This is a genomic window from Salibacterium salarium (assembly GCF_030813635.1).
Lineage (GTDB): Bacteria > Bacillota > Bacilli > Bacillales > Marinococcaceae > Salibacterium > Salibacterium salarium.
Window position 1 is genome coordinate 337,035 of record NZ_JAUSUM010000001.1, and the last position, 25,537, is coordinate 362,571.

Annotated in this window: 16 protein-coding genes; 12 read left to right on the forward strand and 4 right to left on the reverse strand. The window is 41.5% G+C overall.

Annotated features, from left to right (window positions below; all coding sequences use genetic code 11):
- Window positions 1–131 precede the first annotated feature (131 nt).
- Window positions 132–2,129, reverse strand: coding sequence for an acyltransferase family protein (locus J2S78_RS01680; RefSeq protein ID WP_306895671.1), 1,998 nt, complete (start codon window positions 2,127–2,129; stop codon window positions 132–134).
- Window positions 2,130–2,601: 472 nt separating this feature from the next.
- On the opposite strand from J2S78_RS01680, the gene J2S78_RS01685 reads away from it, so the two are divergent.
- Window positions 2,602–3,357 carry a zinc ribbon domain-containing protein gene (locus J2S78_RS01685; protein WP_306895673.1) on the forward strand — a complete coding sequence of 252 codons (756 nt, stop codon included), beginning with the start codon at window positions 2,602–2,604 and terminating at the stop codon, window positions 3,355–3,357.
- A gap of 368 nt (window positions 3,358–3,725) precedes the next feature.
- Window positions 3,726–4,001 carry a DUF4190 domain-containing protein gene (locus J2S78_RS01690; protein ID WP_306895675.1) on the forward strand — a complete coding sequence of 92 codons (276 nt, stop codon included), beginning with the start codon at window positions 3,726–3,728 and terminating at the stop codon, window positions 3,999–4,001.
- 214 nt (window positions 4,002–4,215) lie between these two features.
- Here the strand turns inward: J2S78_RS01690 and J2S78_RS01695 are convergent, their stop codons facing one another.
- Genes J2S78_RS01695 through J2S78_RS01705 form a run of 3 tightly spaced genes read right to left on the reverse strand, consistent with a single transcriptional unit; the run spans window position 4,216 to window position 7,753 of the window.
- Window positions 4,216–5,532 carry a DUF4129 domain-containing protein gene (locus tag J2S78_RS01695; protein WP_306895677.1) on the reverse strand — a complete coding sequence of 439 codons (1,317 nt, stop codon included), beginning with the start codon at window positions 5,530–5,532 and terminating at the stop codon, window positions 4,216–4,218.
- Window positions 5,529–6,785 (reverse strand): DUF58 domain-containing protein, encoded by a 1,257-nt coding sequence (locus tag J2S78_RS01700; protein ID WP_306895679.1) that lies wholly within the window; start codon window positions 6,783–6,785, stop codon window positions 5,529–5,531. The genes J2S78_RS01695 and J2S78_RS01700 overlap by 4 nt, the downstream gene beginning before the upstream one ends.
- A complete protein-coding gene (locus J2S78_RS01705; protein ID WP_306895680.1) occupies window positions 6,782–7,753 on the reverse strand; it encodes an AAA family ATPase in 972 nt (323 codons plus the stop codon). Before J2S78_RS01705 ends, J2S78_RS01700 begins: the two co-directional genes overlap by 4 nt.
- A 225-nt stretch (window positions 7,754–7,978) precedes the next feature.
- Here J2S78_RS01705 and J2S78_RS01710 point away from each other — a divergent pair, with 225 nt between their 5' ends.
- The 10 genes from J2S78_RS01710 to J2S78_RS01755 all read left to right on the forward strand — a co-directional run bounded on the left by J2S78_RS01710 (window position 7,979) and on the right by J2S78_RS01755 (window position 25,534).
- Window positions 7,979–9,634, forward strand: a complete 1,656-nt coding sequence (locus tag J2S78_RS01710) for an AraC family transcriptional regulator (protein WP_306895681.1) — start codon at window positions 7,979–7,981, stop codon at window positions 9,632–9,634.
- A 94-nt stretch (window positions 9,635–9,728) separates the two neighbouring features.
- Window positions 9,729–10,730: an ABC transporter substrate-binding protein gene (locus J2S78_RS01715; RefSeq protein WP_306895682.1), complete on the forward strand. Its 1,002-nt coding sequence runs from the start codon at window positions 9,729–9,731 to the stop codon at window positions 10,728–10,730.
- 9 nt (window positions 10,731–10,739) lie between these two features.
- Window positions 10,740–11,747 (forward strand): FecCD family ABC transporter permease, encoded by a 1,008-nt coding sequence (locus J2S78_RS01720; protein WP_306895683.1) that lies wholly within the window; start codon window positions 10,740–10,742, stop codon window positions 11,745–11,747.
- The gene (locus tag J2S78_RS01725) at window positions 11,740–12,762 is read left to right on the forward strand and encodes a FecCD family ABC transporter permease (RefSeq protein ID WP_306895684.1); all 1,023 of its coding nucleotides are present in this window, start codon (window positions 11,740–11,742) and stop codon (window positions 12,760–12,762) included. Before J2S78_RS01720 ends, J2S78_RS01725 begins: the two co-directional genes overlap by 8 nt.
- 29 nt (window positions 12,763–12,791) lie before the next feature.
- Entirely contained in the window at window positions 12,792–13,649 is an 858-nt protein-coding gene (locus J2S78_RS01730) for an alpha/beta hydrolase (RefSeq protein ID WP_306895685.1), read from the forward strand.
- 104 nt (window positions 13,650–13,753) lie between these two features.
- Entirely contained in the window at window positions 13,754–14,524 is a 771-nt protein-coding gene (locus tag J2S78_RS01735; protein WP_306896974.1) for a 2,3-dihydro-2,3-dihydroxybenzoate dehydrogenase, read from the forward strand.
- Window positions 14,525–14,545: 21 nt separating this feature from the next.
- Window positions 14,546–15,760 (forward strand): isochorismate synthase DhbC, encoded by a 1,215-nt coding sequence (dhbC, locus tag J2S78_RS01740; RefSeq protein ID WP_306895686.1) that lies wholly within the window; start codon window positions 14,546–14,548, stop codon window positions 15,758–15,760.
- 30 nt (window positions 15,761–15,790) lie between these two features.
- Window positions 15,791–17,386, forward strand: a complete 1,596-nt coding sequence (locus J2S78_RS01745; RefSeq protein WP_306895687.1) for a (2,3-dihydroxybenzoyl)adenylate synthase — start codon at window positions 15,791–15,793, stop codon at window positions 17,384–17,386.
- Between the two features lie 64 nt (window positions 17,387–17,450).
- Window positions 17,451–18,362: an isochorismatase family protein gene (locus J2S78_RS01750; protein ID WP_306895688.1), complete on the forward strand. Its 912-nt coding sequence runs from the start codon at window positions 17,451–17,453 to the stop codon at window positions 18,360–18,362.
- Window positions 18,363–18,376: 14 nt separating this feature from the next.
- A complete protein-coding gene (locus tag J2S78_RS01755; RefSeq protein WP_306895689.1) occupies window positions 18,377–25,534 on the forward strand; it encodes a non-ribosomal peptide synthetase in 7,158 nt (2,385 codons plus the stop codon).
- The last annotated feature ends 3 nt before the right edge of the window (window positions 25,535–25,537 follow it).

Here is a 25,537-nt window from a genome sequence, read left to right on the forward strand (position 1 = left end):
AAATCCATAGAGGAAATCGATTATTTGTAACCAAGAAGGGTAATAGGTAAACAAACGTTTGATTAAGTCTTAATCCCAGTATCTAGTGGCGTTAAAAACCAGCCGTTACACGATACGGCTGGTTTCGTTTTTTATTCTGTTTTTTCTAAGGCGGTGACAAGAGGTTCTTTTAAGGCTGGAGCTAGCGTTTTGGAGTATAAGGTGCTGATGTGGTTGTAGTCACGATATACGACCACATTTCCAATAACGGGCTCGCACGTTTCATCGTTACAGAAATAATCCGTTGTGAGATCGGCAAAGGTGACGTTATCCGGTATGTCCTCGGCGTCCGTGTTTTCCCAAGGAGGGTTCTCTGACATTGCAGCCTCTGTTGGTATCGCACATTCATCCGGAGAATTTTCTTCTAAACATAACGGGATATCTTCTGCCATCCTTGGGGTATCGCGAACAGCCAGTGCTTTTGTCACTCCCTCTAGCTTTTCCCATTGATGGATATAACCTTCTGGTATCGTAGCCCCGTCATTGACGTTAGCTGGCGAGAATACTAAATCCGGTGGGTCTGATTTTAGAGTATCTACCACTTTTTCATTCCAGTCCATACACGATTCGGACAATGCTCCTTCAAAATTTTCATCGGAAAAACGACATCCATCTTTATTGTAAACATCAATTTGTAAGTTCAAATCCTTCGATAATTCCTTCAAGGCAGGGAACCAGTGGCCGGAGTGAGATCCACCGACAAGAGCAACCGTATAATCCGGATTATCTGTTACCCCATAGGAGCATGAGGTTACCTCTGATCCTTCCAGTCCCGTGTAACAGTTATCACCGTAAAACTCTGGTAAATCGTCTTCTGCTTGAACGGCGGTAGGAAGCGGTTCTTTATCTGGATTTGCTTTAATATTGTCAGAAATCGATAGCGCACCTGGATAGTTTTCAACGTCATAGTCTTCATACAGTGCATCTTGACTTTGGTCGACGTAATTGCCCCAGAAATAAGTGACAAGTAATGCAGGAAGCATAAATGTGACTAGAATGGCGGGCAGCTTGATTTTCGATTTTACACTAATGGTTCGTACCGGAGTTTCAAGTATCTTACTCGATAGAACCGACAATACAAAAGCAGTTGCTATAATGCCGACGCCACCCGGAATAGAAACGGTGTCGGTGTCCCAGTAGGAGTAATAGAAAATTAAAAGCGGCCAGTGCCACAGATAAAATGCGTAAGAAATGCTTCCAAAGTATAAAAACGGTTTGGATCCTAATAAATTTTCGACCCCAAATCGGCTGCCGTTCTCTGCTGCGAGAATAACGAATATAACACCGGTTGTCGGAAGTAATGCGACATACCCTGGAAAGAGACTGGATACGGGCAACACCATCCCAGTGAAAGCAATGACGGCTAATCCAATCCAACCGATCACGGCGCTTACCGCTTTATTAAATTTTAGATATGGAAGTAATAAGGCTAAGATTCCGCCTAAACTGAATTCCCACACACGGGCAAATGTATCAAAATATGCCCATGGTTGATTAACAGCGGTAATGTAAATCGAATATCCAATAGAAACGACAAAAAAGGTGATTAATAAGCCTAAAAGAGTTTTACGCACAGGCGTTTTAAATACCTTTTTTGCGAGGAAAAAGGATAACAAAATGACAAAAGGCCATGTGATATAAAATTGGCCTTGAATTGATAGAGCCCAGAAGTGCTGCAATGGACTGGCGTTATTGTTCTGCGCCAAATAATCAATCGCACTATTGGCCAGCTGCCAATTCTGATAATAAAACGCAGAGGAAAAGATTTCGCCAATGGTCTGTTCCCACTGCGATTGCGGCAAGAGTAGTATAGAAAAAATAGCTGTAAATAAAAGAACAATAAAGGCTATCGGAAATAGTCTTCGTGCCAGTCCTAACACATTTTCAAAAAGGTTAATCCGTCCTTCTCGTTCCATTCTTGTTAGTAAAGTCGTTGTAATTAAATAGCCGGAAACGATAAAAAAGACGTCTACTCCGCCGGAAACGGATCCTAACCAAATGTGATAGATTGCGACGAGAAAAGCCGCAACTGCTCTTACCCCTTCTATTTCGGGGCGGAACCTTTTTTCAGGTACTTGCAAATCGGCCATCTGTATACATCTCCATTGCAAGGATTTCAGCTAATCGGAAATGCCGACATGAGAGAAATCTATGCTAGTATAGTTGCTTCTTGCATCATTCAAAAAACCTGCGGACCTTAGGCAGGTATAGATAAGAGCAAGATAAATGAAGCGAAAATAAAATTGTAACCGTATGTTGGCTACAATTCTTTAATAATTTTATAATAGTTTACTATTTTTATCAATTCGACTATTACACCTAATTTTTGTGGTTTTTTGCACGGGGCGGGTGTGTAAATATACACTATGTTTCGGACATTTGATTCCTTCATTGGATGAGATCAAGGAAAAAGTAACTTAGAGAGATAACGGAACAGAGGTCCGTGCACCTCCTCGCTTTTTTTATGTCGAATAATGGCAGATCTTTAATAAAGTGTTCAAACATACGGTTGAAATGCCGACATAAAATAAGCGTGAAGTATCATATAAAGGAGGATAACAAATGAATTGTCAAGAGTGTGGAAAAGAATTGGAAGAGGGTGCTAAGTTTTGTGTTCATTGCGGAGCAAAGAACACATCAGGCGAATCCCCTGCCAACAATGCTGTCAAAACAGAAGAAGAGGTAGCGGCAACTGCAACTGCTTCGTCGGCGTCTGCCAATAACGCTTTAAACGTGGTGACAAGTTACTTAGATTTTGCTAAGAATGCTGTCTTAACCCCGACAGATACGGGAGTATCCGTTTCAAAAAATGAGTGGTTATTTGGACTCATCTCACTCATTCTATTTGTGTTGTTTTTACCACTTACATTTTTTACGTACATAAGCCGAGTTTCTATGGGTTTCCTACAAGTTTCCTTTATGGAAGGATTCGTTCAACCTGTTATCTTACTAGCACTATTATTCGGGGTTTTGTTAGTCATAATGTTTGGATTGTTAAAAGCGATGGGAACCGAGATATCTTTTCAAAAACTTATTGCTTTGTTTGGAAGTATTAACACCATATCAGCAGGATTGATGATCGTTGCGTTTCTTTTAACTCTAGTGAATATTTTAAGTCTATCCCTGTTTTTAATCTTGCTTAGTACGTTTTCATTATTTGCAGGGATTATTTATAGTTATTATCAATTAAATCAATCGAACAAAGGCATGGATCCTTTTCACGCTTCACTTATTACGTTTGTTGCTATCATTATCATTACTAATTTGATAGGTGAAAGTATTTTGAGAGAAATGATACAACAGTTTAGTTTGTTTTAATGGTCTGTCATTTGCTGTACATAAAAAGACCAGGGTGGATCTCCTTGCGGAAATTGATGGGAGAAGATCCTGTTTTACAGATGGTTCAATCACAGTGTCAAGGGAGTTTGATACAGAATGTGGATCGGTTCATTCAAATGAAGTTACTCTCCAGGGAAACTCTTGTGGCTATGCTCCAAATAGTCTATTTTATATATTTCCGGCTGTTCATGCTCATTCAAGCCATATGATTTTTTTGGCTTTCTCCCTAAGCATACCAATCGTGATTAAGAGATCGGGATGCTTTACTTTACATTAAAAATTACGATAAAATGATTAGGTCTTATTTATATGTTTATATGTAGAGAAAGGAAAAGGGGGATGAAACGATGTCGGAAAATAGAGTCGTCATAGAGAAACCTGAAGGGAATGGTATGGCGGTAGCGGGGATGGTTTTAGGAATTATCGGAGTTGTATTAAATTGGATTCCATTCCTTCCATATGTGCTTGGTGTCCTAGCAATTATTTTTGGTATTGTTGGAATGAAGCAACCTGTGAAACAAGGTGTATCTAAAGCGGGGTTAATTTTAGGTATTATTACGATTGGGCTGAAAATTCTATTTTGGGTTATAGTGATTCTACTTGGCAGTATGGGGAATGTGTAGTATAAATTTGGGTTGCCTTTTGCGGGCAACCCTTTTTTTAAGTGCAAAGAGTAATTCTTGCGTGCGAGAAGGACAAACGTTTCGTTATTTTGGCGCAAATGGAGAGGAGGAGCGGGAGCGTGGAGATCGAATTCGTGATTTGCACTGTAAAAGGTAACTATTCAATAATTATAGGCAAATAAGGGATCTGATGTCCGCGAACAGGTAGAAGGCCCTATCTACGTCTCTTCCCCGCCCTTATGCGCCGCAATGCAGTGAGCGATTCTGCGTCGTATTCCGGTTCAACGGTGCCTTTGCTGTAATGCACGGCGGAGTATGCTTCCCCCAGCTTGAGAACTTTTTCTTTCGTATCTTCTTCCATATCGAGTTGTTGGGTGATTTGTTGCGTGAAGTCTTGAGCTGTCTCATGAGACTGGCGGGATATTCCTTGTTTTTTAGCCCAGTTGGTTAATAAATGAAAATGCCAGTAAATGTTATATTCATAAAAGTGGGGCGAGCGCTTGCGCCATGCTTTTCTCCATTTGTTTACCATGGTATATACACGATGCCAGAGCGTTTTCCAGAAAGGCTCTTTTTCTAGTGTTGTTTTTCGTATCGTTCCTTTCGCTGATGGGCGCCATTGCCGAATCAGTCGGCTTGAAACCCACAGTGCAGCAAGAACCCCGAGAATGAGTAGTGGAATGATAATCCACATGAGCGGAAGTTCTCCCCCACTCGTGCTGGAAGATGGAGGTTCTGGATTTCCTGGATTGTCAGGAGGTGTCAGATTCGTATCATCTACATTTGAGCTAGGGAACAGGTTTACAAACCAGACAAACGCTGCATACAGTTGTGTGCTCACCCAAATCGCCCCGTTTTTAGCAGCGTTTACAACCGTGACAAAAGTCGTCTGGACCGTAGGAATAAATAGAAATAAACAAACAACGGTTACCGTTCCCAAAAGCCCTCCGATAATAACCGGAAGGGATGTCGAGCGGCCTGCCGTTTTTGTTTCTATCCCATCGTTTTCAGACTCATCGCCCTTTTCATAGAGTGTTAGCATCATGCCGAGTAAACTAATGATGAGGGTGAAGAAAAATGTAATATGAAATGATGCTGTATATAGTTGCTGATTCTGATTGACTAAGACGAAAATACAATAAAAAACGACCGTTCCTTCAAAGCGCAGCATCATATCAAGACGTGTTGGTTTATGAGAAACATGAATACTGCTACGAATGTATAAATAAGCAAGCGCAACACTTACTACCAGGCTGTAGGACAGTATATTAACATAAAACAACGTCCAATGAGGGAGCAATATAACAGCTAAAACAATGCAATGGATAAAGAAAATCCAGCCTTCGCGTCGTCCGGTTGTCGATAAGCCAACGATGAATCCGAGAAAAGGAACGCCAGTCCATATAAGGGGATGGGGGGTGAGAGATTGTCCCCAAATGATAGACGAAAGTAACTGGAGGCCAAAATACATCCAGACCGCGTCGCAAAACAGTAAGATGCCTGGTTGTGACAAACGCTGCCATAGGTTCATGATTCCACTCCTTTCGACTCGACTTTGGACAAAAAGATTTCTGCCGGTTGAGCCGCTTGTCCCATCTTTTTAGCGTATTCGGTTTCTCTAACATAATAAAAGGTGAGAGAAGGGACTTGCTTTTTATGCATTAAAAACCATTGATAATGGGTTTCAGTCACTGCTCCGCAAAACATGTACACCGGTATCGACTGTTTTCCTTTTTTCAAAAGTTGATCTAGTAAACGAATGGAATCGAAGGCTGGATAATCGGTAATTCCAGCTAAACAGTCAAGCAAGGGAGTAAGGTTTTGCTGCGGTGCACTTGGGGCTATAACGTTTCTATATTTATCTAAAGCGTTCGTGACGTAGCCAACTTGAACGTTTCGCTTGTGATGACGAACCGCAATGGATGCCATAATGGATAAAAGTCGTTCAAATAAATCGTGCTGTTCTTGTTGGTCTGTATGATATGTATAAAAATTTTTTACATCAAGGCAAATGATCAATTGTTTCGTCATGATTGGTTCATACATCCGTGTTTGTAATTCGCCGGTTTTAGCGGTAGCACGCCAGTCAATATTGCGCCAATCGTCTCCTGATTCATAGTCGCGCACTCCTTGTATAAGTAAAGGATCTTCCACGATACCGCCCTTTTTCCCACGCATTTCCCACGGCATCGAAGCGGACAATAACGGCACTGTGACCGAACGTAATTCCGGGTAAACATATAGTGTTTTGGCAAGGGGCCATTTCTTTTCTTGTTCTGTCAGTCGAAAAGGATCACCAGAACGTAACGTGATGTCTCCGATTTTATAAACCCCACGCTGCATTGCCTGCCCGGTAATGTCCCAACTGATCTTCTGATATTTCAATAGCCATAGTAGTCGAATGATATAGTGGTGTTTTTGTTCTTCTCCCCACAAGATGCCAGGCTGCCTAGGATGCTCCCATTCTAGCCATACGAGTGGAAGCCATTTTTCATTCGAAAGAGAGGCTTCGATGGAAAAGGATTGCCCGTTGAACAGTCGTGTCTGTGATAAATGAAGAACAGGGTGAATATGGTTCCACATTCGTTTTTTCCAGATTGAAATAGTGAGGCTTATGACGAGCAAAAACGTGCTGATAAGGATGAAAGGAATCATGTTAAACCATAGAGAAACGCCTAAGAGAGCAGCAAATGGCCAAATCATATAGTGGGAAAAAAGGATGCTTTCTCCCCGCGATTGGTTCTCTTCCTCATTTGTTAAACTATCGTGTTCGGATGGATTCATGTTACCCGCTCCACATTTTCTTCAGGAAGCTCCACTTTTTTCACGATTTCTTCTTGAAGAAGATTTTCTGCGTTCCACTGATTAAAGCTCGCTTCCGATGTTAGGATAAGTCGGTGGCACCACACATACGGAAGGATGTCTTTTACGTCGTCCGGTTGAACATAGTCACGTCCATTGAGAAACGCCCATGCTTGTGCGGCCTGATACATAGCTTTTGTTGCTCTTGGACTAATCCCCATTTCTATGAGAGGATGACTCCTTGTTTGGTGAGCAAGTTGAACAATGTAGGTGCGAATATTGGGATGAACATATACATTTTTGGATTTCTCTTGAAAAGCTGCAATCGTTGAAGCATCAAGAACTGCGGAGAGGTCATCAAACGGAAGGTCGTGCCCGAGATTTTCAAGCATGTTCTCCTCTTCTGATGGAGACAAGTACCCCATGCGAAGTTTAATTAAAAAACGATCGAGCTGTGCTTCGGGGAGCGGAAACGTTCCCTCTGTTTCTACCGGATTTTGGGTGGCAAGTACCATAAAGGGTTCAGCAAGTTCATACGTTCTGCCTTCTACAGAAATCTGCCGTTCCTCCATGCTTTCTAATAGGCTCGACTGGGTTCTTGGTAAGGCACGGTTTATTTCGTCCACTAATAGAATTTGTGTGAATACCGGCCCTTTTCGAAAAGAAAACTCTGACGTTTTTGGATTATACACAGAGACTCCGGTGACATCTGAGGGGAGCAGATCGGGGGTGCACTGTACCCGTTTGTACTCACAATCTAGTATAGTGGAAAAGGCTTTGACTAGCGAGGTTTTCCCCATGCCTGGCATATCTTCTAATAATACGTGACCTTTGGAAAGAAGCGCCATCAAAAAAAGCTTGCACTCTTTCTTTCGTCCGATTACGACTTTCGACAATTCCTCATACACATCATTTAATTTATCTGCTGTCGCTCGTTGGTTTTGCTCCATTCGTATCCACTCCTCCTATGTGTGCTTCATTTAGTCCCAACTTTCTGAACAATGTATCACATAAGCAGTGCATCTGTCATTCTGCGTCTTGCATTGTCCTATTGTTTTATCAAGTAGTTGAATAAAAAAATAAGAGTGGTATCATTTAAAACAACAACTATTGAAATTGATTATCAATATCAATAAAGTGATAACTTTTTCATGATGTCAGGGAGTGAAGCAAGGATGATAGATAATAACAAACCGGTGGAACAGGGGGATGACAGTTCACTGTTGGAAAATTTGGTGTTTAGACTTCGGGGCGTGGAATGTATTACTAGTAAATCAGATTGGAAAATGGAACAGCAGTACACCGATTCATATATTCTATTAGTGATGGTGAGCGGGGAAGGGAATCTAACAATGGCTAGTAAGGATTACAGACTTCGCCCGCACACCGTGTATGTCTGTCATCCAGGAGAGACATTAGGAGCTGAATCGTATTCTAAACATGCGTTGGAAATGTATCTTTTTCGTTTTGCTTTGTTTTGTGATACAGATGATTTACATAGAGAAGGGGCGTGCGTGAAAAAGCAGCATCTATCTATGAGAGAAAGGGAAATACCGCTGTATTTTATTGAACAACTAAAGATATTGTGCGAATCGGTATATCGTCTCTGGCAAAGCAATGATAAGTTAGAACGATTTCGTTGTCAGCTTCAATTTCAAGAGTGCATATTTCAAATATTAAAAAATCGTTATCCGTTTGCTGAAAATGAACAGTCTCAACCATCGCTTGAGACTGTAAAAGATTATATTGATTGTCATTATGATGAGAGTTTAACTATTGAACAACTGGCCCGAATGGTTGATATCAGTCCTAAATATTTTGTGGATTTATTTAAAAAAACGTATGGAATCAGTACTATGGATTACTTAACCGAAGTACGAATCAATCAGGCGAAAAACATGATGATTCGTTCTAATAAAAAATTACGAGATATCGCCTATCAAGTTGGATTCAATGATGAATTTTATTTTAGCCGGAAATTCAAAAAAGAAGTGAGTATGACGCCTACGGTCTATATTAAAAGCCGCCGCCGCAAGATAGCTTCTTACACAACTGCCAACATTGGCCAACTGCTCGCAATCAAAGTAATGCCTTATGCTGCTCCGCTTCATCCCAAATGGGCTCCGTATTATTACCGGACGTATCGTTCGGACATTCCTGTACATCTTAGTGCCTATCGAAGAAATCAGTATTGGCAATCCAATATTGAAACTCTTTTTGAGACTCGTCCAGAAACTATCATCAGTATGGATAATTTGGACGTAGTAGAGAAGGAAAAACTGGAAAAAGTAGCTCCCGTTTTTTATGTACCCTCGGAGAAACATTGGAAGGAGCAACTACAGTTAACGGCAGATTTTTTAGGAGAACAAAAAGAGGCAAAATATTGGTTACAAAGGTATGAAAGGCACGTGAAGGCTGCTGAAAATCGAATCAAACAAGATTGGCAATCTGATAGATTTCTTGTTATAAGAATTTTAAAGAAATCTATTTATGCTATGAGTAATCGTAGTATGGCTGAAATAATGTTCCAAGATTTGAAGTTGACTCCGGCCTACAAGAACAAGTATCTCGTTTACAATGAGAAAATCACACTGGAGCAGTTAGCAAGAATAGATGCTGATCATCTTCTTATCATGGTTTGCCAGGAAGAAGAAACTTTAGCTTATTGGGAAATCTTACAACATTCTATAGAGTGGAATGAATTGAAGGCAGTTCAAAAGAATAAAGCACATCTTATTCCTTCAGATCCGTGGCTGGAATACTCCCCTTATGCACACTGGCGTATAGTAGATGAGTTAATAAACCTTCAATCTGGAAATAGTACAAAATAAATTCTGGAAATTATCCATGTACGTTTTTCTTGAGCAGACTTATAATTGAAAACGATTATCATTATCATATATAAGAAAGGAAAGGGGAGTTTTTATGCAAAAAAATAAATATGCAGGAATATTTTTATTCATTATATTGATTTTTTCTTTGGCAGCTTGCGGTTCTAATCAAGAGGAAGTCGATGGAGAAAGCAGCAATGAGAACGAGGAGAGTACAGAGACGACGGAGGCAACCGGACAAACGGAAGAGCAAAAGGAGTCTGTTCAGTACCTCGGGGAAGAATATACCGTTCCAGCAGAGGTTGAGGATATTGCAATCACAGGCAGTATGGAATCGATGGAAGACGCACTTGTACTTGGTGTAGAACCGGCTGCGGGAATTACGACAGGTGGAACATTTCCGGAAATGTTCTCTGACATTACGGGTTCCACAGTTTCTAGCGGAGAGAAGCAACAGCCGGATATGGAGGGACTCTTAGAGCTAGAACCGGATGTTATATTAAGCTCAACTAAATTTCCAGAAGAGGTTCAAGACAATTTAAATAAAATAACAACGACTATTCCTATATCTCACATATCTGCGGATTGGAAGGAGAATTTGCAGTTGTTGGCTTCATTGACGGGAAAACAAGATGAAGCGGACAAGATACTAGAGGATTATGAAGAAGGTGTTGCCAAGGTCAAGGACGAAATCAGTGATTCACTAGAAAATCAAACGGTTGTTACAGCGCGGATCAGAGGTGGAGATATTATGGTTTATCCCGAAGATATCTTTTTTAATTCTTCCCTTTATAGTGATTTAGGATTAAAGGTGCCGGAACAAATTAAAAATGCGGAGACCCAGGAAGTGATATCTTTGGAAAAGTTCAGTGAAATGAATCCGGATTATATCTTTGTTCAGTTTGCTGAGACGGAGAATGCAGATCAGCCTGAAGCATTAGATGATTTAGAAGACAATCCAATCTGGAACAGTATGAATGCGGTGCAACATGACAGAGTATTTGTTAATGTAGTTGACCCTGTGGCACAGGGGGGGACAGCTTGGAGTAAAATGAAATTTTTGGAGGCTGCCGAGGAGAAGCTGTCTAATCAGTAGGCTATAATCATGAGAAAAATAGTCAACGTACCATTACTTATATTATGGTTTTCTCCGATTTTCATTGTTCTCACGCTTTTGTTGTCTGTGTTATATGGTGCAAAGGAAATCGAATGGAATACGATTGTACACGCTTTTTTTTCATTTGATCCTAATAATGTGGACCATCAAATTGTAAGGTATTCACGATTACCAAGAGCTATCGGGGCATTGTTGATAGGAGCTTTTTTGGCAATATCAGGGGCAATTATGCAAGGGGTGACACGAAACTATTTAGCATCTCCGTCTATTATGGGAGTATCTGATGGGTCAGCTTTTGCGATTACATGCTGCATGATTTTTGTTCCGCATGCGTCCTCTATGGATATGATTCTGTATTCTCTTATTGGTTCAGCGGTTGCTGTTGGAATTGTATTCGGTTTTGCTTCGCTTGTACCCAATGGAATGGCACCGGTTCAAATGGCGATTATTGGGACAGTTATTGGAACCTTTTTAAGCAGTATTTCAGCAGCTATGGCCTCTTATTTTCAAATTTCCCAGGACATAAGCTTTTGGTATAATGCTCGTTTACACCAATTGGACCCTCAATTAATTAAATGGACGATTCCATTTGCTGTACTGGGTATAGTCCTGGCTCTTGTAATATCAAGAAAGATAACAATTCTATCCCTAGGGAAGGAAGTAGCTGTGGGTTTAGGAATCAAAACAAACCTAGTAAAAGGAACGGCAGCTGTAACTGTTGTCATTCTAACAGGAATTTCAGTATCTTTAGTCGGAACAATTGGCTTTGTTGGTTTAATTGTCCCTCATATGACTAGATTCTTGGTAGGTATGGACTATCGTTGGATTATTCCTTGTGCAGGGATGATTGGAGCGGTATTTCTTGGTTTGGCTGATGTGATGAGCAGATTTTTGAATCACCCATTTGAAACACCGATTGGGGTTGTAACCGCACTAATCGGAGTGCCTTTCTTCCTCTACTTAATTCGTAATAAAGGGGGAGGAAGCCATGCCTAACGCTTTATCAAAACGGTTTTGGATGGTACTGCTAACAAGTCTTATAGGAGTCTTGGCAGTTATCTATATCAGTCTGACGAACGGTACGTTTGATATAACGATAGTAGAAGTACTGCAAACCCTTTTTAGAACGAACCCTGTAAGGGAATACGACGTGCTTATATTTGAGTTTAGACTCCCTCGTATTGTAATTGCTGCTCTCGTCGGTTTAGGACTTGGTATTGTGGGAGCTGTATTACAAGGAATCACTAGAAACGGGTTAGCAGACCCGGGAATTCTAGGTATTAATGCAGGCGCAGGAGCTGCTGTTGTTATATTCATGCTTATTTTTCAGGGACAAGTGAGCGGAAACGGGTGGATGTCTGTTATGACAATGCCCTTGTTCGGGATGGTAGGCGGTTTGATGGCAGCAATACTTATTTATGCGTTTTCGTGGAATAATGGAACACTGGATGCCCAACGTTTAATTCTAGTTGGGATTGCCATTGGATCAGGCTTTGGTGCTCTTTCATTGTATGTTTCTTTGAAAATGAATCCTCAAGACTATGAAATGGCAACTGTTTGGTTTTTAGGGAGCATTTGGAACGCAAATTGGCAATTTATTGTCTCTATATTGCCATGGCTGATTATTTTCATCCCAATTATTTTAACCAAGTCACATGTGCTGGATTTGTTTCAATTAGGAGAAACAAAGGCAAAAAGTCTCGGTGTATCTGTTGAAAAGGAAAAAAGTATTTTGCTCATAAGCAGCATTGGTATTGTATGCGCATGTGTCTCTGTATCAGGCAGTATCGGGTTTGTCGGACTGATATCCGCCCATATTTCAAGGCGGTTGGTGGGAATGTATCATAAGCACATCCTCCCTGTCTGTGGAGTTGTCGGCATGTTCTTGGTCGTCTTGTCTGATTTTATAGCTAAAACAGTTTTTTCCCCGGTCGAATTGCCTGTTGGTATTGTCATTTCAATTATAGGGGTACCTTATTTTTTATATTTATTATTCAAAGCGACATATTGACAAGATTGTTATAAAAAGGTGGAAAGAAAATGGGAAAAGAAAAATCCAAAGTAGAAGAACCGTCATATCAACCATTTTCCTTACCCGGAGCACAACAACGAATCATGCATTCCAGTGGCCAACATCGTAAATATCGAATATTTATGTGGAAACCAAATGAGGAACCCCCTTCATCGGGATATCCAATTATTTATGTACTAGACGCCAATGCGGTATTCGGTACGATGGTGGAAACACTGCGAATGCAGTCTCGTCGTCCAGAAAAGACAGGGGTTATCCCTGCGATTATTGTCGGGATAGGATATGATACGGATTCTCCTTTTGATCAAGCGCGATTTTTTGATTATACGCTGTCCGTACCTGAGATAGAAACGCATCAACAGCACCATGGCAAGGATGTACGAGGGAATCAAGGAGGGGCAGAAGATTTTGCTGCTTTTATTGAAAATGATCTGAAGCCTGAATTGGAACGTAAATACGACATAGATGCTGACAGACAAACGATTTTTGGCCATTCTCTCGGTGGACTGTTTGTACTTCATATGCTTTTTACAAGACCTTCTGCTTTTCAAACGTATGTGGCAGGGAGTCCGTCGATTCACTGGAACGAGCAACGTATTCTTGCAGAGGAAAAACAATTTACTTCGCAATTGTCTCAAAAGAATCTGAATGTCGATGTCCTTCTGACAGTAGGTGAATGGGAAAAAAATCATAAAAGTCGTATGAATGATAACGCAAGAGAACTATCAGAGCGGTTGTCTTCCCTTGAAAAATCAGGGGTAAGTGTCCGTTTTCAGGAGTTTGAGGAAGAAGGCCATATTTCAGTTCTGACAGTGTTAATTAACAGGGCAATGAGATTCGCGTTATATCCAAAATATCCAAATTAAATAGTCGGGGGTAGATAAAAGGAGGGGATAAGTATAACTTATTAATGATAATGATTATCATTATTATTTGTATTTAGTGGAGGGAGTATATCGAAATGACAGAAATGAAGGGAAGAGTTGCTCTTGTAACGGGGGCGGCACAAGGTATAGGGAAAACTGTTGTAAAGAAGTTGGTGGAGAAGGGTGTCATTGTTGCTGCAGTGGATATAAATACCGATGCGCTCCATGAGTTTATTTTTGATCTAGAAAAACACGGAGGTCGTGTTTCTGGTTTCTCTGTGGACGTTAGTGATAGTGAAGAAGTGCAAAGGATGGTAAATCAAATCGAACGTGACTTGGGTCCGCTTCATGTATTGGTAAATTGCGCAGGCGTATTGCGGACAGGATCGGTTAACACTTTGTGTGAAGAGGATTGGGAAGCTATCTTTGCGGTTAATAGCACAGGAGTTTTTAACGTGTCTCGGGCTGTTGCAAAGCAAATGGTACCACGTCAATCGGGATCAATTGTGACAGTGAGTTCAAATGCAGCATTTGTACCAAGGATGTATATGGCTGCTTATGCTGCATCAAAAGCTGCGGCAACGCAATTTACTAAATGTCTTGGACTTGAACTAGCTGATTTCAATATTCGATGCAATGTTGTGTCGCCAGGTTCTACAGAGACCCCTATGCAACATTCATTATGGTCAGATGAATATGGAGAGCAATCTACTATTACAGGATCACAGGAGTCATTTCGGTTAGGAATTCCACTTAAGAGGATAGCAAACCCCTCAGATATTGCAGATGCTATTCTTTTTCTAATCTCAGATCAATCACGCCATATGACTATGCAGGATCTATGTGTTGATGGAGGCGCGACTCTTGGAGTTTAAAAGATTTAAGGAGGTAACAAAATGGAACGTTATGCCATAGCCGTCAAGCCTGACACGAAGCTACTCGATGAATATCTTTACGGTAAATCGTTTTTTCTGACTTCTCCTAAGCACACCCTTCTTGCCGAAGGCGTGTTTGCTAAGGTTCCGGTAAATGAAGATGTCGATCAGATGGAAGCATTGCCTCAGCGGGTGGAAACTGTTTTAACGAATGCGAAAAATTCTGGCTATAGTAGTCCGGTGGTAGTGGGTGCTGTTCCGTTTCATCCTGCTCGATCTCCCCACCTAATTGTGCCCGAGACGGTTCGTTGGTCAGGTCCCTTGTCATTTGCTTCTGAGCCGCTACAGCAAACCCCTGATTACTCATTTGATATTCGTGAAGTTCCGAAGTCCACCGAGTTTAAACGAGGAGTGGAGAGGGCACTTAATCAATTCAAATCGGATAATAATTTGTGCAAAGTCGTTTTATCAAGATCGCTGGAACTCACTACGAAAGCTAAGGTCAATATTCATCATTTGCTTCGGCACTTAGCCGCAAATAATACAGACGGATACACCTTCGCGGTAGACCTTCCCCCATTTGAATCGGTATACGAAAAACCTGATTCCCAGCGAACAACGCTAATCGGCGCTACTCCTGAATTGCTAGTTTCAAAGTCAGGATTACAAGTAGTGGCGAATCCGTTAGCAGGATCTGCAGCTAGATGTGAAAATTCAATAGAGGATCAAAAGAGAGGAGAGGACTTGCTGTCCTCTGCAAAGGACCGACATGAGCATGCTGTTGTTGTTTCTGCCGTTAAGGACGCTCTCGGGCCATTTTGTAAGAGCATAGATGTTCCGGATAAACCGTCTTTGTTGAAAACATCGACGATGTGGCATCTTTCTACGGAGATAAAAGGGGAGATTGCCGACCCTACCATCTCATCAGTGGATCTAGCAACTGCATTACATCCCACTCCAGCAGTTTGCGGTTCTCCAACTGAGCTAGCGCGTAAAACTATTGCCGAAATTGAACCGTTTGATCGTCAATTTTACACAGGAATGGTAGGTTGGTGCAATGATTACGGAGATGGTGAGTGGGTGGTCACCATTCGTTGTGCAAAAGTCAGTGATCGTTTATTACATCTTTATGCAGGTGCTGGCATTGTCGAAGATTCAAGAGCGGAAGATGAACTGGCAGAAACGTCAGCCAAATTTAAAACGATGCTTCATGCTTTAGGATTAGGAAATATTTAATAAAGCAAAAAATGATGAGGAGTATTAAAAATGCTATTTGGATGTTCAGAATGGCCATCGAAGGTTGCAAATTATTACAGGGAAACAGGATGCTGGAAAGGAGATACGTTCGGGGATTTGTTGCGTCAATGGGCTGTGAAATATGGGGAAAAAACAGCTATTGTTGATGGCGAATATTACATGAGTTACAGAGAACTAGATACAAAGGCAGATCAATTAGCGGCTGGATGGAGAAATCTGGGTGTGAAGCAAGGGGACAAGGTTGTGATTCAACTACCAAATATCACTCCTTTTTTTGAAGTGTGTTTTGCGCTATTTCGGATAGGCGCTCTTCCTGTCTTTACTCTGCCTTCTCATCGAAGTAGTGAAATCACTTATATATGTGAATATGTGGAGGCAGACGCTTATGTTATAGCTGAAACACACGCAGGTTTCGATTACAGAAAGCTGGCCGAACAAGTAAAAACAAAAGTACCGTCGTTGAAACATGTTATTGTCGCGGGAAATCCTGGACCGTTTATCGGTCTGGCCGATCTATATCAGACCCCGGTTTCTTTACCTGAGGTGAAGGCATATGATGTCGCTTTTTTTCAATTGTCCGGAGGAAGTACGGGATTACCCAAGCTCATTCCTCGTACTCACGATGATTATATATACAGCCTGAAAGCCAGTGTAGAAGTATGCAGACTTAATAAGGATAGTGTGTATCTTGCTGCGCTCCCAATTGCACACAATTATCCGCTGAGTTCACCTGGTGTACTAGGTACGTTATACGCAGGCGGCAAAGTAGTTCTTGCAACAGGATCTAGTCCAGACGAAGCGTTTCCTTTAATTGCAAAACAACGGGTTACAATAACTGGACTTGTGCCACCTCTTGCTCTGGTATGGCTTGAAGCTGCTGCCGCTCGTAACGCAGATTTAAGCAGCCTACAAGTATTACAAGTAGGTGGGGCAAAATTTAATCCGGAAGTTGCAAGCCGGGTTAAGCCTGTATTTGATTGCGTGTTACAGCAGGTGTTTGGAATGGCAGAGGGACTAGTTAACTACACCAGACTTGATGATACAGAGGATGTCATCATTCACACACAAGGGAGGCCAATGTCTGAGTATGACGAAATTTGTATAGTAGATGATAGTGATAATGAAGTGCAAATGGGGGAGATCGGCCATTTGTTAGCGCGCGGACCTTATACAATAAGGGGGTATTATAAAGACGAAGTGCAAAACGAAAAGGCGTTCACATCGGAAGGGTTCTATCGTACAGGTGACATGGTGAGAATGACTTCTTCAGGCAATCTGATTGTAGAAGGAAGGGCTAAAGATCAAATCAACCGTGGTGGAGAAAAGATCTCTGCTGAAGAAGTAGAAAATCATCTTCTGGCTCATCCATCTGTTCACGATGCATCTGTGGTCCCTATGTTTGATGAATTTCTTGGAGAGAAGGCTTGTGCTTTTATCATCAAACGTGAAATGTCTCTTACAACAGAAGAACTAAAGTTATTACTACACGAGCGTGGAATGGCAGCATATAAAATCCCGGATCAAATCGAATTTATTGATTCATTTCCTAAAACTAGATTAGGGAAAGTGAGCAAGAAGGAATTACAAAAACTAATAAAATTTTAGACTATGAAGGAGTATTGGAGATGTAAAAGCATTATTACAAATATAAAGGATGTGAATTCATTTTATGGCTATTCCAACTATTGCACCGTATCGAATGCCATTGGTAGAAGAGTACCCAGAAAACAAAGTGTTATGGGAACCTGATCCATATCGTTGCGTTTTGCTCATTCATGATATGCAACAGTATTTTATAGATCCTTTTACATCTGGAGCCTCCCCTTTAAAAGAACTACTAAATAACATTCAGAGTTTAAAATCTTATTGCACTGCAATGAGAATACCAATAATTTTTTCCGCACAGCCAAACGAACAAACAGCTGAACAACGAGGACTGCTTCAAGATTTTTGGGGAGTGGGAATCGAACGAGATGAAGATCAAGACATTATTCAAGAATTAACCCCCTCTAACAATGATACTATCCTTACGAAATGGCGATACAGTGCATTTCAAAAAACTAATCTCTTTGAAACTTTACAGCAATATGGACGTGACCAGATCATTATTTGCGGTGTTTATGCCCATATAGGATGCTTATTAACAGCAACGGATGCATTTATGAAGGATATTCAACCATTTCTTGTTGGCGATGCGTTGGCTGATTTTTCTTCAGAATATCATCAAATGGCTCTGAATTATGCAGCTAACCGTTGTGCAATGACGACTTCAACTCAAAATCTACTACAACAGCTGAGAACGAGGACAGAGACAGAACCAGAAGAGAAAGGTTTGACAGAACAATACGTTCGTGAACAAGTCGCTCAACTTCTTCAAGTACCGGCTTTAGAGATGGGACTAGAAGAGAATCTGATTGAAAAGGGACTCGACTCCATAAGAATGATGAGCCTTGTGGAAAAATGGCGGAAAATTGGTGCAAATGTCAGCTTCATTGAGTTAGCAGAAAGCCCTACAATTTCTGCTTGGTGGAGGTTACTGGCTAATCGAATAGAAGAAACTGCCTCTATTAAGAGGAGTTAAGGAGGTTATTATAGATGGGGAATGTTACAGGTGTTCGTAGGCCTTTGTCTGGTGCTCAGTCTGGTATTTGGTATGCTCAACAACTTGATCCAGATAATCCAATTTATAATACTGGTGAATATATAGACATCCAGGGTCCAATTGATGTTTCACGTTTTGAGCGGGCATTGCGCAAGGCTGTAAATGAAGCAGAATCATTGCATGTTCGCTTCGGTGAAAATAAAGACGGTCCCTGGCAAGTCATTGAAACGCAGAGAGAATGGGAGATGCCTGTCATTGATGTCAGCATGGAACTTGACCCGGAAGAGAGTGCACTATCGTGGATGAAGAAGGACCTTTCTAAGGCGGTTGATCTGAAAAAGGATATTCTTTTTACAGAAGTGCTTTTTAAGGTAGCGTCAGATCGTTATTTTTGGTATCAACGTATACATCATATTGCTATCGACGGTTTTGGATTTATGCTCATTGCTCAACGGGTGGCTAATATTTATACGGCAATCACTCATGATTTACCTGATAATGAGCGAAAATTTTCCTCCTTTCAATCCGTCTTAGAGGAAGAAAAGGTCTATAGAGAATCCAAGCAGTATAAAAAAGATCGTCAATTTTGGATGGAACGTTTCGCGGATAAACCTGAAATTATCAACTTAGGACAAAAAAAATCGAGGACTTCCCATACATTTCTGCGGAAAACAGCGTATTTATCGCCTGCTGATGCGAGGAATTTAAAGGATGCCTCGGGGACAGGCTGGTATGAAGTAATTATTGCATCAACAGCAGCCTACATGTCACGTCTGACTGGGGTAGAGGATATTATTCTCGGTTTGCCCATGATGGGGCGATTTGGTTCGGATTTGTTAAAAGTACCAGGCATGATAATGAATTTGGTGCCAGTGCGTTTGTCCATTCATCAAAATATGAGTATTTCTGAACTTCTAAGACAAGTGGAGCAAGAAGTAAGGCAGGTACAAATACATCAATACTATCGGCATGAGGAGTTGCGTCGTGACCTTAAACTAGTCGGAGAGTATCAAAGATTATTTGGACCAATTGTCAACTTTATGCCGTTTGATTATGATTTAAACTTTTCTGAAGTGAGGGGTTTTCCTCATAACCTATGTGCGGGTCCAGTTGATGATCTTTCGATTAATGTTCATGGTGGACTTGACGGTAATGGTTTGAAGATTGATATGGATGCCAACCCTCAGGTTTTCAGTGAGGAGGAAGTGGAGGCTCATCTAGATCGATTGCTACGGTTTTTGAGAAATATTACTGTATTACAGGACCGCAACTTGCCAGTTGGTCAAATTAATTTTCTTTCCCCTGATGAACGTCATGCTGTGCTGAGCGAATGGAATGAAACTGAAACAGATTTACCAATGAGTAATGTAGTTACTTTAATAGAGAAGCAGGTAGTTAGTACACCCAATGCAACGGCTCTTATATGTGAGAATGCATCAGTTAGTTACCGTGAATTAAACGAACGAGCGAATCAGCTTGCTCATCTATTAATAGAGAGAGGTCTCGGTAGGGAGCAATTAGTTGCATTGGCATTGCCCCGATCGGTAGAGATGGTTGTTGCTATGCTTGGTGTACTTAAATGCGGGGCAGCATACTTGCCGCTTGATCCTGAATACCCGGAAGAGCGCATCACTTACATGCTTAATCACGCTAAACCAGCATATATATTGACCACTCAGGAAAAAAACTTTGTATTGCGTGATTCTTTTGTGTCTTCTATAGTTCTTGATAACCCAGATACAGTGAATACGTTGAAAAATTATGCCGCTACTAATTTAACTGATGCAGAGCGCAATGGGGAATTACACCCCTTGCATCCTGCCTATGTAATATATACCTCAGGCTCCACCGGAAAACCAAAGGGAATCGTAGTGTCACATCAAAATTTAAACAATTTTCTGCTGTCTATGCGTGATCAGTTTAATCTGCAGAAACATGATCGTCTTATGGCCGTGACGACCATTGCATTTGATATTTCAAACTTGGAGATATTTCTTCCATTATTAAGTGGGGCGGGAATTGTTCTTGCTCATGAGGAAGCAAAACAGGATCCGTCAGCGTTATCCAAGCTAATTAGAGATACAGAGACTACCGTCATGCAAGCCACTCCCGCGTTATGGCACTCTCTTGTTATGGTAAATCCTCAAAAATTAAGGGGGCTTAAAATACTTGTTGGTGGTGAAATGCTTCCTGAAAGTCTAATGAGTTCACTCCAAATGCTTGAATGCGAGGTAACGAACCTCTATGGACCAACCGAAACAACCATTTGGTCAACCGCAGCTCAACTAAACAGCGAAATGATAGGAATGCCCCCTATTGGTACACCAATCTGGAATACACGAGTCTACGTACTGGACAGTGTTTTGCAACCTCTTCCCCGAGGCTTTATAGGAGAATTGTACATTGCTGGAGAGGGAGTGGCTCGAGGCTATTTTAAGCGGCCTGGTTTAACGGCTGAACATTTTATAGCCAATCCATATGGCGTTTCAACCCGTATGTATCGAACAGGAGATCTTGTTCGATGGAGCAAGAATGGTTCTCTAGAGTATATTGGCCGTGCTGATTACCAGGTGAAGATTCGTGGTTTTCGAATAGAATTAGGTGAAGTAGAAGCTGTTCTAGCACGACATTCCGATATCGCGCAGGTTACTGCCATTGTACGTGAATCTCAGGTCGGTGATAAACAATTAATCGCATATGTCGTACCGAAATCTACAACGTATCCAACGTCGTCTGAACTTCGACAATTTGCAGGAAATAGTCTTCCAGATTACATGGTGCCACAAGCTTATGTGGTTTTGGATAGATTGCCATTAACTCCAAATGGTAAGTTGGACCGAAAAGCTTTGCCGGCTCCTAAATTGACGCAAAAGATAACCAATCAAGCTCAAACGCCACAGGAAGTGGTGTTGTGCAATCTATTTGCGGAAGTGCTTGGGTTGCAGGAAGTAGGAATGGACGATGATTTTTTTGAAATAGGCGGCCATTCCTTGTTGGCAGCACGGCTTATAAGTCTTGTTCGTGATTCATTAGGTGTAGAATTAGGTATCGCTGACCTTTTTGAAAAATCTACTGTTGCTGGGCTGGCTTCCCTGCTCGATCAAAAACAGCAGGTTCGTCCTACATTACAAAAGATAGAGAAGCCGGAGCAAATTCCACTTTCTTATGCCCAGCGCCGACTATGGTTCCTGTATTGCTTGGAGGGGCCAAGTCCTACCTATAATATTCCTCTCGTAGCCCATTTGTCTGGTGAAGTTGATAAAAATGCACTCCGGAATGCACTCGCTGATGTAGTTGAACGCCATGAAATCTTGCGAACCATTTTTCCTGAGGAACAAGGCTCGTCTCAGCAGCTTGTGTTAGATGCTACCGAAGCAAAGCCTGAGCTAAACATTATTCACACTGATGGAAACAAAATTTCTAAGGAAATCGCTTCAGCTGTTCAATATAGTTTCGATTTGAATTCAGAACCGGCCTTTCGGGCACAGCTTTTTGAAACCGGATTAAACGAGTATGTATTACTATTGTTGTTGCATCATATCGCAGGAGATGGATGGTCTTTAGCTCCGTTAACGCGCGACATCTCGGCAGCTTACACAGCACAAATGCAAAATGCTAAAGCGGGCTGGGAAGATCTCCCGATTCAATATGCTGACTATGCATTATGGCAGCAACAGTTACTTAGTGATGAGGATGATCCTGAAAGTCTGTTTGCAAAACAAATTACTTTCTGGAAGAAAAAACTTGAAAATCTACCTGAAGAGTTGGCATTACCTATGGATAAGCCACGTCCAACTAAATCAACGCATCAAGGCGATACCATTGATTTTAATATTGATATGGAAACTCATCGCTCTCTGCTTAATTTGGCTCGTAACCAGAAGTCGAGTATGTTCATGGTTCTACAGTCAGGATTGGCAGTGTTGCTGACGAGATTTGGAGCTGGTACGGATATTCCAATTGGAAGTCCAGTTGCTGGACGTCATCATAATGAGGTAGATGACCTTATAGGTCTATTCGTTAATACGTTGGTGTTGCGTATGGATACCTCTGGTAATCCTAGTTTCCGTAATTTGCTGGAAAGGGTTCGTGAAGTAAATTTAGAAGCCTATGATAATCAGGACATACCTTTTGAGCGGCTTGTTGAAATATTGAACCCGAATCGATCCCGTTCAAGAAATCCTCTGTTTCAGGTAATGTTAGCTTTTCAAAATACACCTGAAGCGAAATTTCATGTGCCGGGTCTTGATTCAAATCTGCAAATAAAAAGTGTCGGATCAGCTAAGTTTGATCTTACGTTTGAGCTTATTGAACAAAGAAAAGAAGACGGTTCACCTAATGGCATTAACGGATTTGTTGAATATAGTACTGATATATTTGAACGTGATACTGTTCAGAGGATGATAGACCATATGTGCCGCTTGTTGGAGGAAGTAGCAGTTTATCCTGATCAGTCAATTATGATGTTAGACATTATGGGATTCAAGGAGCGGAACAAGCTACTGGTAGAGTGGAACGGAAGCATGGAGATGTCTCCAAAGGATGATCTTCCTACTTTGTTCGAAAAACAGGTTGAGGAACAAAACAATAAATGCGCTGTTGTTTGTAATGGTGATTTATTGAGTTACATTGAATTGAATGAACAAGCCAATCAATTGGCTCATTTTCTGATTAAACGTGGTGTTGGGCCGGAAGATTTTGTGGCATTAGCTTTGCCCAGGTCGGTAGAAATGATTGTTGGAATGCTGGCTATTCTGAAGTCCGGTGCTGCCTATTTGCCGCTTGATCCGAATTATCCGCGAGAACGGATTTCTTACATGATAAATGATGCAAATCCTGTATGTATTATTACTAATTCTCAACTGTCATCAGAGTTTTTTTACCAAGAAAGCCCGCTTGTTGTCATCGATGATCCTGACGTGGTTGTTGCTTTGGAAAGCTACCCAAATATGAATCCCGGCGATGTGGATCGAAGTAAACCTTTAAACCCGTTCCATCCTGCTTATATCATCTATACATCTGGTTCGACGGGGAATCCGAAGGGTGTGGTTATCCCGCATCACAATGTTGTCAGGCTTTTTGATTCAACTAAACAATGGTTTCATTTCAATACAGATGATGTTTGGACAATGTTTCATTCATATGCTTTTGATTTCTCAGTATGGGAGATTTGGGGAGCACTTCTACATGGCGGAAAACTTATTATGGTCCCCTACGAGATAAGCCGTTCGCCAAAAGAATTTTTATCTTTACTGGTGACAGAGGGAGTGACAGTACTTAACCAGACACCTTCTGCTTTTTATCAATTAATGCAGGCTGACCGTGAACATTCAGAGCTAGGTCAACAACTTACTTTACGCTACGTCATATTTGGTGGGGAAGCACTGGAATTTAATCGGTTAGAAGACTGGTACGAACGTCACTCAGATGATGCCCCCCAGCTTATCAATATGTACGGTATTACGGAGACAACGGTGCATGTCAGTTATATTGCTCTTGATAGAGATCTTGTCATTGGTGAGAATAAAAGCTTGGTTGGGTGCGGTATACCTGATTTGCGGGTATATGTACTTGATGAAGTATTGCAGCCGACTCCATTGGGAGTAGAAGGAGAACTATATGTTGCTGGAGCAGGGCTGGGGATTGGCTATTTTAATCGCCCTGACTTGACAGCCGAGCGTTTTGTGGCCAATCCGCATGGATTTCCTGGGGATCGTATGTATCGAACAGGAGATCTTGCTCGATGGCGTAAGGATGGATCCCTGGAACACCTGGGTCGTGCTGATCATCAGGTGAAGATTCGAGGGTTTCGGATTGAATTGGGAGAGATTGAAACAGTCCTAGCACGGTATCCTGATATTGCACAGGTGGCTGTTGTTGTACATGAAAATCAGCCGGGTGATAAACGTTTGATGGCTTATATTGTACTGGCATCTGATACACATCCCACATCTTCTGAACTTCGACGTTTTGTTGGTGACAGCCTACCGAGTTATATGGTTCCACCAAATTATATGGTCATAGACGAACTACCGCTTACACCTAATGGGAAGTTGGACTCGAATTCCCTGCCTGCTCCAGATATAGTACAAGAAATGTCGGGTCGGGGACCGAGGACACCGAAAGAAGAATTGCTGTGCAATCTATTTGCGGAGGTACTCAGCTTATCGGATGTAGGAATTGATGAGGGATTTTTTGATCTTGGTGGGCACTCTTTACTGGCAGCTCGTCTTATGAGTCTCATTCGAGATGCGTTAGGTGTGGAATTAGGCGTTGGTCACCTCTTTGAAGCTCCTACTGTCTCCGGACTTGTAGAAAAACTCGAAGGAGGAAGCGGTCAAGGAGCGTTGGATGTATTACTTCCACTCAGGACGAGTGGTACTGAAGTTCCTCTTTTTTGTGTACATCCAGCTGGCGGGCTCAGTTGGTGCTATGCAGGACTGATGACGGCACTTGGTAAGGAATACCCGATTTATGGATTACAAGCGCGTGGTATTGCTCAACAGGAAACACTTCCGAAAAATCTAGATGATATGGCCGCAGATTATGTCGATCAGATTAAGAAAATTCAGCCTTCTGGACCTTACCATATATTAGGTTGGTCGCTCGGAGGTAATATTGCTCAAGCGATGGCGACTAAGTTGCAAGAACAAAGAGACGATGTTCCGCTTCTAGTGATGCTAGATGCATACCCAAGTCACTTTCTTCCTATTAAAAAAGCTCCAGATGACGAAGAAGCTCTCGTAGCTCTTCTTGCTTTGGGAGGGTATGATCCGGAAAGTTTGGATGGTCAACAAATGACACTTGTAGATGTTATGAAGTTATTACGGGAAGACGGGAGTGCTCTTGCAAGTTTAGATGAGTCCACCGTTTTAAACTTAAAGGAGACATATGTCAATTCTGTACGCATATTAAGTGAAAATACTCCTAAACCGTTTCATGGAGACCTGCTATTTTTTAGGTCTACGATTATTCCTGATTGGTTCAATCCGATTAATCCAAAAACCTGGTCTTCTTACGTAGACGGAGAAATTGAACAACATGATATTCATTGCAGGCATAAAGATTTATGTCAGCCGGAACCAATTAGAGAAATCGGAGGTATATTAGCTGAAAAATTAAAGACGATATCAAATTTCACATCTTCATAAATG